Source organism: Hoyosella levis, from assembly GCF_026008515.1.
Taxonomy (GTDB): domain Bacteria; phylum Actinomycetota; class Actinomycetes; order Mycobacteriales; family Mycobacteriaceae; genus Lolliginicoccus; species Lolliginicoccus levis.
The window spans coordinates 160,532-173,743 of sequence record NZ_BQYM01000009.1 but is presented as its reverse complement, the minus strand read 5'-3'; the positions used below and the strand labels follow the sequence as shown (position 1 = coordinate 173,743).

Annotated in this window: 9 protein-coding genes; 4 read left to right on the top strand and 5 right to left on the bottom strand. The window is 69.7% G+C overall.

The genetic code is table 11. The annotated features are described in order from the left end of the window. Positions 1 to 8 precede the first annotated feature (8 nt). The 3 genes from QC765_RS11570 to imuA' all read right to left on the bottom strand — a co-directional run bounded on the left by QC765_RS11570 (position 9) and on the right by imuA' (position 6,308). The gene (locus QC765_RS11570; RefSeq protein WP_278314627.1) at positions 9 to 3,299 is read right to left on the bottom strand and encodes an error-prone DNA polymerase; all 3,291 of its coding nucleotides are present in this window, start codon (positions 3,297 to 3,299) and stop codon (positions 9 to 11) included. Between the two features lie 674 nt (positions 3,300 to 3,973). After that, positions 3,974 to 5,536 carry a Y-family DNA polymerase gene (locus QC765_RS11565; protein WP_278314626.1) on the bottom strand — a complete coding sequence of 521 codons (1,563 nt, stop codon included), beginning with the start codon at positions 5,534 to 5,536 and terminating at the stop codon, positions 3,974 to 3,976. Positions 5,537 to 5,570: 34 nt separating this feature from the next. Next, the gene (gene imuA' / locus QC765_RS11560) at positions 5,571 to 6,308 is read right to left on the bottom strand and encodes a DnaE2-dependent mutagenesis accessory factor ImuA' (RefSeq protein ID WP_278314589.1); all 738 of its coding nucleotides are present in this window, start codon (positions 6,306 to 6,308) and stop codon (positions 5,571 to 5,573) included. Between the two features lie 252 nt (positions 6,309 to 6,560). On the opposite strand from imuA', the gene QC765_RS11555 reads away from it, so the two are divergent. Next, positions 6,561 to 7,778, top strand: a complete 1,218-nt coding sequence (locus QC765_RS11555) for a serine/threonine-protein kinase (RefSeq protein WP_278314588.1) — start codon at positions 6,561 to 6,563, stop codon at positions 7,776 to 7,778. Positions 7,779 to 7,835: 57 nt separating this feature from the next. Here the strand turns inward: QC765_RS11555 and QC765_RS11550 are convergent, their stop codons facing one another. Together QC765_RS11550 and QC765_RS11545 are read right to left on the bottom strand one after the other, a co-directional pair. Beyond that, the gene (locus tag QC765_RS11550; protein WP_278314587.1) at positions 7,836 to 8,480 is read right to left on the bottom strand and encodes a response regulator; all 645 of its coding nucleotides are present in this window, start codon (positions 8,478 to 8,480) and stop codon (positions 7,836 to 7,838) included. Next, positions 8,477 to 9,772 carry an ATP-binding protein gene (locus tag QC765_RS11545; RefSeq protein WP_278314625.1) on the bottom strand — a complete coding sequence of 432 codons (1,296 nt, stop codon included), beginning with the start codon at positions 9,770 to 9,772 and terminating at the stop codon, positions 8,477 to 8,479. Before QC765_RS11545 ends, QC765_RS11550 begins: the two co-directional genes overlap by 4 nt. Before the next feature lie 138 nt (positions 9,773 to 9,910). Here QC765_RS11545 and QC765_RS11540 point away from each other — a divergent pair, with 138 nt between their 5' ends. From QC765_RS11540 to QC765_RS11530, 3 genes are all read left to right on the top strand, one after another. Next, positions 9,911 to 11,299, top strand: a complete 1,389-nt coding sequence (locus tag QC765_RS11540; RefSeq protein WP_278314586.1) for a PspC domain-containing protein — start codon at positions 9,911 to 9,913, stop codon at positions 11,297 to 11,299. After that, the gene (locus tag QC765_RS11535) at positions 11,292 to 11,522 is read left to right on the top strand and encodes a hypothetical protein (RefSeq protein WP_278314585.1); all 231 of its coding nucleotides are present in this window, start codon (positions 11,292 to 11,294) and stop codon (positions 11,520 to 11,522) included. Before QC765_RS11540 ends, QC765_RS11535 begins: the two co-directional genes overlap by 8 nt. Before the next feature lie 99 nt (positions 11,523 to 11,621). Then, on the top strand, positions 11,622 to 13,202 hold the full coding sequence (locus QC765_RS11530; RefSeq protein WP_278314584.1) for a BCCT family transporter: 1,581 nt from the start codon (positions 11,622 to 11,624) through the stop codon (positions 13,200 to 13,202). The last annotated feature ends 10 nt before the right edge of the window (positions 13,203 to 13,212 follow it).

Genomic DNA, 13,212 nt, shown 5'->3' with positions numbered 1-13,212 from the left:
GGCTGGCTTCATTGGAAGTCTCGCGATCGTGCCGCCGCCATGCGCAGATCCAGGGCATGGAGCTGGTCAGCGATGATGGTGGCGGTCCCCTCGGCATTCTGGACGATGCCCCGCACGAGCAACGCGGTGGCGGTACGGGCAAGGACCCGGTAGCGCTTCCACAACCCTGGCGAGCACAGCACGTTCACTAGTCCTGTCTCGTCCTCGAGGCTGAGGAACGTCACGCCCCGCGCGGTGGCGGGACGCTGCCGGTGGGTGACCGCCCCCGCGACAAGGATGCGCTGCCCATCCTCCACCTCGAGCAACCTGCTGGCAGGCGTGACTCCGAGCGAATCGAGATGCTGGCGCAGGAACTCGGTCGGGTACTGGTCCGGGGTGATGCTGGTGGCCCAGGCATCGGCGGCGGCCAGCTCGATGGCGCTCATGCCAGGCAGGGACGGGGTAGTTGCCACTACCGTCCCCGGAAGGTGGCCGCCCGTGGCGCGCGCGGCCGCGCCAGCACCCCAGAGCGCTTCCCGCCGGTCCAGCCCGAGGCTCGCGAACGCCCCGGCCGTGGCGAGGGACTCCAGCTCCGCCGTGGACAGGCCCGTGCGGCGGGACAGTTCCTCGAGATCCGAGTAAGGGCCGTGCTGCTGCCGCTCGCGCACCAGCGTGGCCGCGGTGGCGGTACCGATCCCGCGGACAGCGGCAAGCCCGAGCCGTACCTCGGTGCCGCGCTCCTCGAGGGTCGCCTGCTCGAGGCTGGCATTGATATCGGCGCGGTGCACGCGCACGCCATGGCGGCGGGCATCCGCGACCAGGGACTGCGGCGAGTAGAACCCCATCGGCTGCGCGCGCAGCAACGCCGCGCAGAACGCCGCGGGATGGTGCAGCTTGAACCAGGCCGAGTAGAAGACCAGCGCGGCGAAGCTCTGGGAATGGCTCTCGGGGAAGCCAAAGTTAGCGAAGGCCCGCAGCTTCTCGTAGATGCGGTCCGCGTTGTCGCCGGTGATGCCATGCAGCTCGCGCATGCCGTCGTAGAAGCGGCCGCGCAGGCGTTCCATCTTCTCCGGGGACCGCTTGGACCCCATCGCGCGGCGCAACTGGTCGGCCTCGGCAGCGCTGAAGCCCGCGATGTCCACTGCGATCTGCATCAGCTGCTCCTGGAACAGCGGGATTCCCAGCGTCTTGCCGAGGGATCTCTCGAGGGCGGGATGATCGTAGGCGACGGGCTCGATGCCGTTGCGGCGCCGGATGTACGGATGCACCGCCCCGCCCTGGATGGGACCAGGCCGGATGAGCGCGACCTCCACGACCAGGTCGAAGAAGGCGCGCGGCCGCAATCGCGGCAGGGTGGCCATCTGGGCGCGGGACTCGACCTGGAACACTCCCACCGAATCGCCCCGGCACAGCATGTCGTAGACGGCGGCCTCGGCAAGATCGAGGCGGGCGAGATCGACCGTGATGCCCTTGTGCTCGGCGACAAGATCGATGGCGTAGTGCAGCGCCGAGAGCATGCCCAGCCCCAGCAGGTCGAACTTGACCAGGCCAGCGGCGGCGCAATCATCCTTGTCCCACTGCAGGACGCTGCGACCGGGCATGCGTGCCCACTCCACCGGGCACACCTCGGCGATGGGACGGTCGCAGATCACCATGCCGCCGGAGTGGATGCCCAGGTGGCGTGGGTAGCCCTCGAGCTGCGCGGCCAGCTCCAGCACTGGCCGGGGAATGCTGGAATCCGAGCCCACGCGCACGCCATGCCAGCGATCCACCTGCTTGCTCCAGGCGTCCTGGGACCCCTGCGGGAAGCCGAGCGCCCGGGCCGCGTCACGCACCGCGGACCTGCCCCGGTAGGTGATCACGTTGGCCACCTGGGCGGCGTGGGTGCGGCCATAGCGGGCGTAGACATACTGGATCGCTTCCTCCCGCCGGTCCGACTCGATATCGAGGTCGATATCAGGAGGCCCGTCCCGCTCGGGGGCCAGGAACCGCTCGAACAGCAGTCCATTGGCCACCGCATCGACATTGGTGATGCCCAGCGCGTAGCACACCGCGGAGTTGGCGGCCGATCCTCGCCCCTGGCAGAGGATGCCGTGGCCGCGGCAGAAACCGACGATGTCATGCACGGTGAGGAAGTAGCCGGGAAAGCCAAGCTGCTTGATCACCCGCAGCTCATGCTCGATCTGCTGATAGGCACCCGGATGGCCAGCGGGCAGCCCATACCGCTCGCGTGCTCCGGCCATGACGAGCTCGCGCAGCCAGCTGTCCTCGTCATGGCCCTCCGGCACCGTGAACGGGGGCAGCCTCGGCGCTATCAGGCGCAGGTCGAACGCGCATTCGCGACCGATCTCGGCAGCGGTGGGCACTGCCTCCGGATAGTGCGCGAAGAGGTGCGCCATCTCCTCACCCGGCCTCAGGAAGCCATGCCCCGCCGGGGGCAGCCAGCCGGAGACCTCATCGAGGCTCGACCGGGAGCGGATCGCCGCCATCGCGTGCGCCAGGCGCCTCCCCGACGGGGTCGCATGATGCGCGGCCGTGGTGGCGACCACCCGCAGGCCATGCGCGCGAGCAAGCTGGTGCAGGGCATCATTGCGCTCATCATCATCCGGCAGGCCATGACAGGTCAGCTCGACGGCCACGTTCTCGTGGCCGAACAGCTCAACGAGCTCGCGCAGCGCTACCTCCGCGGCCGAGGGCCCGCCCCGCTCCAGCGCTGCCCGCACATGCCCCTTGCGGCAACCCGTGAGGATCTGCCAATGCCCCCCGGCAGCATCCGCGAGGCCAGCGAGATCAAAGCGCGGAGTGCCCTTGTGCCCGCCCTCGAGATGCGCGTCGGCGATGCAGCGGGAGAGCCTGCGGTATCCCTCCGCGCCGCGCGCGAGGACCAGCAGGTGCGCCCCAAGGGGGTCCGGGCTGCCCGTGCGGGGCTCGCTCGTGCCCAGGGCCAGCTCAGCGCCGTAGATGGTGCGCAGGCCCAGCTCGCGCGCCGCCTCGGCGAAGCGCACCACCCCATAGAGGCCGTTGTGGTCAGTGATGGCCAGCGCATCGAGCCGCAGCCGGGCCGCCTGCTCCGCCATCTCCTCCGGCTGGCTCGCGCCGTCGAGGAAGCTGAAGGCAGTGTGGGCATGCAGCTCCGCGTAGGGCACCGGAGCAGGTCTTGGATCCTCGTCACGAGGAGGCGCCGCATAGGGTTCGCGGACGCGGGACCAGGCCGGGCTATCGTTCCCGTCCCCCGGGTGCGCTTCCTCCCGCGGGGCCGGGCGGCCCGAGAGGATTCGCTCCAGCTCCGGCCATGACGGCGGGCCATCGGACCATCCCATGCGCGCTCCCCTCCCCATCGAGGCGCTGGCCACGACCAGGGCCATCTGGTTGGTGCACCCGCCGGGCCGTCTGGCTGGCAAGCGGGTGCTCGTGCGCGGGGAAGGCGACGCACCCCAAGAATACTAGAACATACGTTCGATAGTCACGGATCCGGGGCAGCGAAATGAAGCACGTGCCTCCGCGGCTCCTGAGCGCTCGCTGAGAATTGTCAGCCCTTCCTAGGACAAGGCGGCATCTGGTGGCCATACTGGCACCACCGGATACTCCCCTGCCGATACCCAGCAGGACCAACGACGAGAGGACACCACCATGCTCCCCGATATCACGCAGATCGATGCACTGGTACGCGACTGGGTCTACAACAACCTGGGCCTCACCCTCGAGGCGCTCCAGCTGTTCCCGAACATCCCCTGATCCTCGCTGGCTGGCTCTCGCTAGCTCTGTCTGGTCACCGCTGGCCGGCTCTCGTCGGCGGGCGCCCCCGGCCGCGGTGGTCCCGTCCGGGCTGCCCCTTGGTTGTAAACGCGATAGAAACCGTGGGAAATCCAGGTCGGTTTCTATCGCGTTTGACGTTTTCTGGTGCTTCTACCCGCGCCTGGCTCGCGCCGGAGCCACCCGGCCCCCGCGCCTGGCTCGCGGAGACCTGGCTCGCGCCAGCAACCCACGCCGCCGGTCAGTCCCAGATGCCTTCGATCGCCCACTCCTGGCGACTGCTCACCAGCAGGTAGGCGCGGCCGGGGTGCGTGATCACCTGTAGCCGGGCGGCGCGCTGCCCCGCATCCGGGTCCCACCATTCCTCGTCCAGGCACCAGGGGCCCGCCCAGGCAATGATCCGGGACGACCTTCCCTGGTCATGGAGGTATCCGGGCACGGCGGTGAGAATGCCCCGCCCGGATACCTGGATCGGCGTGCCCGCGCCATCGAGCAGCCGCACCGGCCTCGGCGGGTCGGGCAGCCATACCGGAGCAGGCGGGGGCAACGCTCCTGGCCAGGGTGCCCCCGGCGGATGCACGACAACCTGATGCTCTCCGTGCGGGCTGGTGATGATGCGTGCCCGGGGCGCGCGCCCGCCCTGGGTGGCGGGGGCCTGGACGGCATCACCGCCGAGCAGCGCCTGGACGCGCACTACCGCACGCCTGGCGCGTTCCTCGCGCGCGCCCGCCTGTCCCCATAGCCCGAGCTGGAGACCGCTGGCGGTGACCACTTCCACTGGCTCGAGGCGCAGGGTGGTTATTCCTCCCGCAGGGCCGGTGGAGCGCCCGGCATCGCGGCGGGAGAGCCAGCCGTCGAGCTGCCAGCGGATCCGGTCCGCCGTGCTCTCGGGCGTGAGGGGCTGCGCGCAATGCCAGGTGCGCTCATGGCTGGCGCCTTCCGCGGCGCGGGCTTGCACGCGCAGCCTGGTGCAGGCGACCCCGATGGCAGCGAGCTTTCCGTGCAGCTCGGTGGCCAGGGCCCGCCCGGCAAAGGCGGCCGCATCGACCCGCTCGATCGGCGGGTCGTAGTCGTGCTCGATCTCGAGCCCTGGCGGTGTGGGCAAGCCTGATGGCGGGCGGTCCGGCTCGCCCCGCGCGCGGCGGTGGGCGGTGATCGCGTCGTTGCCGAACCGGGAGGCCACGTGCCTGGCGGAGAGGGCCGCGTAGTCACCGATGGTGCGGATCCCGAGCCGGTGCAGCAGGTGAACGAGCTCGTGCCGGTCGGGTGCGGACAGTGATGGCTCGGCGGCGAGGTCGGCGATGGGGCGGTCGGCGAGATAGTCCCGGTCACCGCCAGGTGGCACGATCCGGCCTTGGCGCGCGGCGAGGACGGCGGTGAGGATGCGGTCCGCGATGCCGGTCTGGCACTCGTGCCCGGCCCGGGCCGCGGCATCAACGAGCGCCTCGGCCGCTGCGGGCTCTCCGCCGTGGTAGCGGGCGATGCCATGCAGGGAGAGCACGAGCAGTCCGGGGCGCAGGATCTCCCCGCGGGGGGCGATCTCGTCGAGCTCGGCGAGGACCGGCTCGAAGGCACGCGCGTCGCGCTGGGCGTCCTCGGCGGCGATCCGCACCCCGGGGCAGCGGGACTGTGCCTCGCGACGACGGATGCCGCGGCGCACTCCTTGCGCGCGGGCGGTGGCGGTGCATGCGGTCACCCGGTTTCCCGCCACCACGGCCAGCGGGGCATCCGCGGGGAGCCCGGCGTCCGCTAGTGCCGCTAGCGCGGGCCAGTCGGGGAACCAGATCGCCACGACCCGCCCCATCGGTGTGGCCGCGGCCGGCACTCTGTTCTCGGTCTCATTCATCCGGGCTGCTCCAGCACACCAACCGGTCCTGGGCAGTGCCTCGCGCCGCCGCGGAGAGGCAGGCCGGTATCGAGCTCGGTGGCAGGCCGCGCCCCTCGACGGTGACGAGCAGCTCGAGGGAGCGGAGCCGTCCCCTGCCGCGGCTGACGCCCGCATACCTGCGCACGTGTGCGGCGATGGTCGTGCGCGCGCCCGGCCATTCGCTGCCGAGCACCGCGAGGACGGTCTTCTTCCCGCGCAGCCGGGCATTGATCGCCCGCGCCCGCGCGGGGGCGACATCGAGGCCACCCGGGCCGATCACCACCAGATCCATGCCCTCGACCAGGACGGAGATGATCTGGGCGGGATCCTGCCCCGGGCGCGGGATCAGCGCGATGCGACGCAGGTCCGCCCCCATCTCGGCGGCAGCCAGCAGGCCGAGGTCGGGCAGCCCGAGCAGCGCGGCATGACCACCCGCCCGGGTCACCTCGGCGAGCACCCCCATCAGGACCAGGGGCGTCCCCGAGAAGACGCAGGTGGTGCCATGAGCGAGCCCTCCGCCGGGGATCGCTTCCCGCAGGGGCGCGGGCACCGGCAGCGTTCCCCGCTCGACCATTCCCGGGACCCGCTCGCGCAGCCGGGCCAGCCGATGCGCGCCGGGGGACGCGCCGTGGGCCCGGGCCAGCCCTTGCGCGCCCGACGCCGGCACGCCCAGGCCAGTTCCGGCCACCTCCAGCGGGCTAGCTCCCACGGCTCCCCTCCATCCAGATCGCGGCAACAAGGACCACATGGCACAGGCCCACGCGAGACGGGTTGCCAGTCGCAGCTGGGGGAAGGCGCAACCGCATCAAGCCTGCATCATATCGAACATGTGTTCGATGACTATCGCGCGAGCCTACCAGATTCACGCCTCCCTCTGGCACCGTCACGAGCCGGCACTATCTTGGTCACGGTTTGGATGTGGGTCTTCGCAGAATGACCCGGAGCCACTACGTTCGGGAGAATGACGAACCTGGAACAAGCTCGGCGCGGCGCTGGGTCCGGCTCCCTCATAGCTGGTCGCTACCGCCTCCGTTCCAGGCTGGGCGGCTCCAGCCTCTCCTCGCCGTGGCTCGCGAAGGACCAGCTCCTCGACCGCGACGTGGTGCTCAAGCCAGCGGTGAGCATCCCCGGCCTGCCACCCCAGATGATCGCTGCCGCCCGGCAGCGCGCGCTCCGTGACGGCAGCGCCGCGGCCCGGCTGTCCCATGCCAGCATCGTCACCCTGTACGACGTGGCCCTCGACGAGGACGAGCCCTGGATGGTGATGGAGCACATCCCCTCCATCGGCCTGCCCCAAGCCCTCGAGCTGAGCACGCGGCTCACCTCCTTGATGGTGGCGCAGCTCGGCGCGCAGCTCGCGGACGCGCTCACGACCGCGCACCGCACCGGCTTGCTGCATCGCGATGTCCATCCAGGCAATGTGCTCATCACCAATGGCCGCCAGCCGGGACGGGTCAAGCTCGCCGGGTTCGGCCTCGCCCACCCTGCCGATGCGGGGTTCGGGCACCTCAACGTCATTGGCACCCCCGGCTACCTCGCTCCCGAGGTTGCCCGCGGCGAGGATGCTTCTCCCGCCTCCGATGTGTTCTCGCTCGGCGCTACCTTGTACGCCACGCTCGAGGGCAGCTCCCCCTTCGGTCCCGACAACGATCCTGTCGGGCAGCTCAACCATGCCGTCAGCGGCACTATTCGCGCCCCGCGCCGCGATGGCGCGGTAGCAGCCGTGGTCCGCCGCATGCTCGACCCCGATGCCGCGCACCGGCCCACGATGAGCGAGGCGCGCGACGCGCTGGCCCAGATCGCGGCCGGGGACGACAACAACACACGCTTCGTGCTGACCGCGCCGCTGCAAGTAGCACCCGGGGAGACCCCTCCGTGGCAGCGGCGCAGCCTCTCCAGCCCGGCCGCCGGAAGCTCCTCCAGCGTCGCGGCGTCGCGGCGCGCCCCGCAGTCAGCACCGCTCTGGTCGAGCAGTGCCAGCTCCCCCGCCTTCGAGCCGCGATTCAAGCCCCGCCCGTTCATCCCCGAGCCCGAGATCGTCGAGTACCAGGAGTACGACGAGGACGAGCTGGCGAACCTGATGAGCACCCGCAGGCTGTCGCTCATCGTCGCGCTGATGCTCCTCAGCCTCGGGTTCGGCGCCTCGGTGATCGTGGGGCTGATCGTCAGCCAGATCTAGCGGCCTGCCACGGCCAGGCGGCCACGACCGCTCGCGCGAAGCAGCGCCCCGGCGCGACTATCCGACTATGTGCCGGCGGTGCGCCCATCGGGTGAGGGCGTTGCGGTTGGATTGCTGGGTCTTGCGCAGCACGTTGGAAGCGTGCGTCTCGACGGTCTTGATGGAGATGAACAGTTCCTCGGCGATCTCGCGGTAGGTGTAGCCGCGGGCGAGCAGGCGCAGCACCTCGAGCTCGCGCGGGGTGAGCGAGTCGAGCTCGGGGTCCAGAGGCGGCTCCGGCAGCGGGGAGCGCCCGGTGAACGAGTCGAGCACGAATCCGGCGAGCCGGGGGCTGAACACCGCGTCTCCGCCCGCTACACGCCTCGCGGCATCGGCGAGCTCGCTGCCGGAGATGGTCTTGGTGACATAGCCGCGCGCACCGGCCCGGATGACCGCGATGACATCCTCGGCGGCGTCGGAGACGCTCAGCGCGAGGCACACCGGCCCGTCGTCGATATCGCGCAGCACGGTGATGCCACCACCATCGGGCATGTGCACATCGAGCAGGACGACGTCGGGGCGGGTGGTGTTGATGCCGCGGACCGCATCGGGCACCGTGCCGGCCTCGCCCACGATCTCGATGTCCGGCTGGGTGGCGAGCTCGGCGCGCACTCCGGAGCGGAACACCGCGTGGTCATCGACGAGGAATACCCGCAGGGTCATAGCTGCTTCTCCTTGTTCTGCCCGCTGTTGTCCGGCCTGCTGTTGTCCGGCATGCTGCCGGGAGCTGCTTGCGGCCCGGCACCCGTGCCATCGTCGACAGCAATTCCATCGGTACCAGTGGTGACGTCCTCGCGGGGAACAAACAGCCGGACCTCGGTGCCCCGGCCGGGACGGGTGCGGATCTCCACGGTGCCGCCCTTGCGCTCGATGCGTTGCTGGATGGAGCGGGCGAGCCCCTGCCTATCCTCGGGCACCGCGCTGGGGTCGAACCCCGTGCCACGGTCACGGACGAAGACACTCACGCGCTCCTCCTCGACCTCGGCATACACATCCACCGCGATTTCTCCCGAATGCTTGGCAGCATTGACCAGCGCCTCCCGGACCGCGCCGAGCAACGCCCCGTAGACCGGGGAATCCCGCAGGGGAACATCCCCGACGGTGACGGTCTCGATAGTAATGCCGTAATGGTCCTCGACACTCCCGGCAAGGGATTTCAGCGCGGCAGCGAGGCTGTCATGGCTGGCCTCCTCCGCATGGAACAACCAGCGACGCAGCTCCCGCTCCTGCCCGCGCGCGAGACGCTGCACCTCCTGCGGGCTGTGCGCCTGCTTCTGGATCAGCGCCAGCGTCTGCAGGACAGAATCATGCAGGTGGGAGGCGATCTCGTCGCGCTCCTCGGTGCGGATGCGGGCGGCCCGCTCCTCGTTGAGCTCGTGCCACAACCGCACCCACAGCGGCACGGTCAGCAGGGCCACGCCCACGAGAGTCACCACGACGGCCATCAGGGAGGAGCGCAGCGCGCCCAGATCGACCTGGCCGATCCAGATGACGGCAAGCCCGAGCACGACGAGGCTGATGCCGCCGATCACCCGGGCCCAGGTAGTAGCGGAAAGGCGGCGCGGGGATCGCGGCGTGGTGGTATCGAGCTCGCGCCACACCAGGCCAGCACCCGCGATGGCCACGAGGATCGGCACCAGCACTGAGCCGAGGGGACCGCTGGAGAGCATGCCGAACAGCAGGGCGAGCGCCCCGCCGATGGTGGCGAGGCCCAGCGCGCGGCGCCGCTGGGTGCTGGGCATGTCGACATCGGGGCCGCCGGGCCTGGTGACGATCCACAGCAGCCCATAGAACATGACGCCGATCCCGGCCGCGGCGCTGGTGAGGACGAACGCGATGCGGACCTTCTGCTCATCGACGCCCAGGTGGTCGGCGAGCCCGCCCGCTACCCCACCAATGACACGCCCACGGCCACGCCGGTACAGGACGGGCGTGGCGGGGCCAGGCTGGAGCATAGGAGGCACACCCTGATCCTGGCACGGATCCACCACGGCGCACATCAGGGAAATCCCCTGGGATACCGGGGAACGCGGGTAAAAGATCAGGGGCATCCCCTGATGCGCGGGGCGCTCCCCGGGACCGAAGATGGTGCCATGGCAACGACAACTTTCGGCGATCAGCTGCATGACCTGTGGCGGACCCGTCCTGCCCGGCTCTCCGCCGACGGCAAGATCGGTGGAGTGTGCGCGGGCATGGCGCACCGCTACCAGGTGGACCCCGCGCTCGTCCGGGTCGCGTTCGTGGTGTCCGCATTCTTCAGTGGCACCGGCATCGTGCTGTACCTGCTGGCGTGGCTGCTGTTCCCGCAGGACAATGATGAGGTCTCGGGCGGCGAGTCGCTGCTCGGGCGGGGCCGCTCGTCGCAATCGTCCGGCCGCTCGCTGATGCTGGTGGTCGTGCTCGCGATCGCGGTGAGCGTATTCACCCCCATCGGGATCGCGATGAGCGGATCGGGCATGGTGAGCCTGGCCCTGATGCTGCTGGGCTGGTGGATGCTCTACCAGCGCACCCCCGTTGCTCCGCCGCTCCCCCTGTCTGCCATCCGGCCACCCGTCGGCAGCCCCTCGGCCGCAGCTCCCGGAATGTCCCCAGCCCCCGGAATGTCCCCAGCCCCCGGAGTGCCCCCAGCGCCGGGCATGCCCCAGGCCCCAGGCATTCTCTGGCCGCCCACGGCCGCCGGGACAGCTGCTCCCTGGACGCCGCAGAACCCGAGCGGGATGCCCATTGCTCCACCGCCGGGCCCGCGCCCGCAGGTCCCCTACCAGCCCAGTGACCGCGCCGCCGCAACGGCAGCGGCGAAGCGCACCGAGCCGCCCTCCTGGGATCCGCTGGGCGTGGCACCATTCGCCTGGGACCTGCCCGAGCCCCGCAGCGCCACGGCTCCGGTCGTGCCACGGCAACGCTCCCGCATCGCGCCGCTGACCCTGGGCCTGGCTATCATCGTGGCCGGCATTCTCACTGCCGTCTCGCTGGGAACCGGTGCGGACTGGCTCACCCCGGGGCGGATCGGCGCCATCGCCCTCGCCATCGTCGGCCTCGGCCTGATCGCCGGATCCCTGCGCGGCACCGGGCATGGCCTGCTTGTCGTCGCGGCCCCGCTGTCGGTGTTCGTCATCCTCGCCACCATGATCGGTCCCGTGGACTGGAGCCGCTTCCAGGATGGCGCGGGCGAGCGCAACCATGCGGTCACCGCGCTGGAAGCACCAGTGACCGAGTACCGCTTCGGCGCGGGCGAGCTAGTCGTGGACCTGCGCCAGGTCGATCTCGAGCAGGACGCCACCGTGCAAGCCAGCTTGATGCTCGGGGAGCTCGTCGTGCTGCTGCCGCCTGGCACAGCCAGCCGCGTGACCTGCGAGGTGCGCATGGGCGAGGCCGCCTGCCCGCCGCCAGGGCTATCCCGTGACGGGGCCCCCGACGATTCCCCCATCCTGACTGTTGACGCATCACTGCTCGCCGGAAGCATCGAGGTCCGCCATGAATGAGAACCAAGCCCACGCCCGCCGCCGCAATCGATTCTCTCCCGGGCTCCTGCTCGCTGGCCTCACTGTGATCGCGCTCGCCATCTGGGCGATGATCGACCCCACGTCCGGGGCCGGCCCCCTCGCTATGGTGCCGTGGCTGCTGATCACCATCGCCATCCTCGTGGGCCTGATCCTCATCATTGCCCCCAATGGGACGAAGGGTCATAATTCGCCCCCGAGCTGAGTGATGCGCGCCATACCGCCCATCACGGGCATGTGAACAAACGCCGGATCGTGTGCTTCCCCATAGTTTTTGCCGCAACACATACCTAGGGTTGCGCGCATGCATCGACTACACGACAGGCTGGGGCTGCGCACGAACCCCGTCATCTTTTTCCTGTCCGCAGCGATCCTCGCCGTGTTCGTCACGGCGACGATCACCTTCCCCGGGCCCGTGGAGAACTTCTTCGCCGCCGCGTCCGAGTGGATCCTCACCAGCCTGGGATGGTTCTACATCTTCGGTGTGACCTCGTTCGTGGTCTTTCTCCTATGGATAGGATTGAGCCGCTTCGGTTCCGTGCGCCTCGGCGATGACGACGAGCAGCCCCGGTACTCCACGCCCGTGTGGTTCGCGATGCTCTTCGCCGCCGGCATCGGCACCATCCTCATGTTCTGGGGGGTCGCCGAGCCCATCAGCCACTTCGCCAACCCCCCGATGCGCGACGTCGAGCCCGAGAGCACCGAGGCGGCCCGCGAGGCACTGACGTTCACCATGTACCACTTCGCCCTGCACACCTGGGCGATCTTCTGCCTGCCCGCGCTCGCGTTCGCCTACTTCGCGTTCAAGCGCAAGCTGCCACTGCGCGTGAGCTCGATCTTCCACCCCATGCTCGGCGACAAGATCAACGGCCCCATCGGCCGCGCCATCGACATCCTCGCCGTCATCGGCACCATATTCGGGGTGTCCGTCTCCATCGGCCTGGGCACCCTCCAGGTCAACAGCGGCCTCGCGCGGCTTATCGGGCTGCCGTCGAACACCTTCACCCAGCTAGCCATCCTCGCGATCATCACCACCATCGCGGTGATCTCCGTATCCCTGGGCCTCGACAAGGGCATCAAGTGGCTGTCCAACATCAACATCGTGATGGCCATCGGGCTGCTGCTGTTCGTGCTGGTGCTCGGGCCGACCTTGTTCCTCATGCGCGGCACCATCGAGTCCGCCGGCGCCTACCTCGGCTCCGTCGTCGAGCTCGCGTTCTGGAATGACACCTTCAACGACACCGGCTGGCAAGGCGGCTGGACCGTCTTCTACTGGGCGTGGACCATCACCTGGGCACCCTTTGTCGGTATCTTCGTCGCCCGCATCTCGCAGGGCCGCACCATCCGGCAATTCGTGCTCGGCGTCCTCGGCCTGCCCACCACCTTCAGCATCATCTGGTTCGGCATCTTCGGCCTCGCCTCCTTCGACATCGAGCTCAACCGGGGCGGCGGGCTCGTCGAGGAGGTCGTCGACCAGGGAGATATCCCCGGCGCGCTGTTCGCCTTCCTCTCCAACTACCCGCTCGGCACCGTGATGTCGCTCTTCGCGATCCTCATCGTGGTCATCTTCTTCACCACCTCCATGGACTCGGCGGCGCTCGTCACCGACATGCTGTGCACCGGCGAGGACGAGGTCGGCCCCACCCGCCAACGCGTTTTCTGGGCCATCACCACCGGTGTCATCGCGGGGACGCTGCTTGCCTCCGCGGGCGGCAGCGGGCTCGATGCGCTGCAACAGGTGATCATCGTCGTCGGCCTGCCATTCTTCATCATCGCCTTCCTGATGATGTACAACCTCTGGCGCGCGCTGCGCCACGACGTCACTCCCCCGCCCGCGCTGCGCACCCGGCAATGGGTGCCCGAGATGCACGCCAGCCCGCGGTAGGCCGGGCGGG

Coding starts and splice junctions, on each gene's coding strand:
- QC765_RS11570 (WP_278314627.1), bottom strand. CDS start 3,299: ATGGGATGGTCCGATGGCCCGCCGTCATGGCCGGAGCTGGAGCGAATC.
- QC765_RS11565 (WP_278314626.1), bottom strand. CDS start 5,536: ATGGGGCGGGTCGTGGCGATCTGGTTCCCCGACTGGCCCGCGCTAGCG.
- QC765_RS11555 (WP_278314588.1), top strand. CDS start 6,561: ATGACGAACCTGGAACAAGCTCGGCGCGGCGCTGGGTCCGGCTCCCTC.
- QC765_RS11550 (WP_278314587.1), bottom strand. CDS start 8,480: ATGACCCTGCGGGTATTCCTCGTCGATGACCACGCGGTGTTCCGCTCC.
- QC765_RS11545 (WP_278314625.1), bottom strand. CDS start 9,772: ATGCTCCAGCCTGGCCCCGCCACGCCCGTCCTGTACCGGCGTGGCCGT.
- QC765_RS11540 (WP_278314586.1), top strand. CDS start 9,911: ATGGCAACGACAACTTTCGGCGATCAGCTGCATGACCTGTGGCGGACC.
- QC765_RS11535 (WP_278314585.1), top strand. CDS start 11,292: ATGAATGAGAACCAAGCCCACGCCCGCCGCCGCAATCGATTCTCTCCC.
- QC765_RS11530 (WP_278314584.1), top strand. CDS start 11,622: ATGCATCGACTACACGACAGGCTGGGGCTGCGCACGAACCCCGTCATC.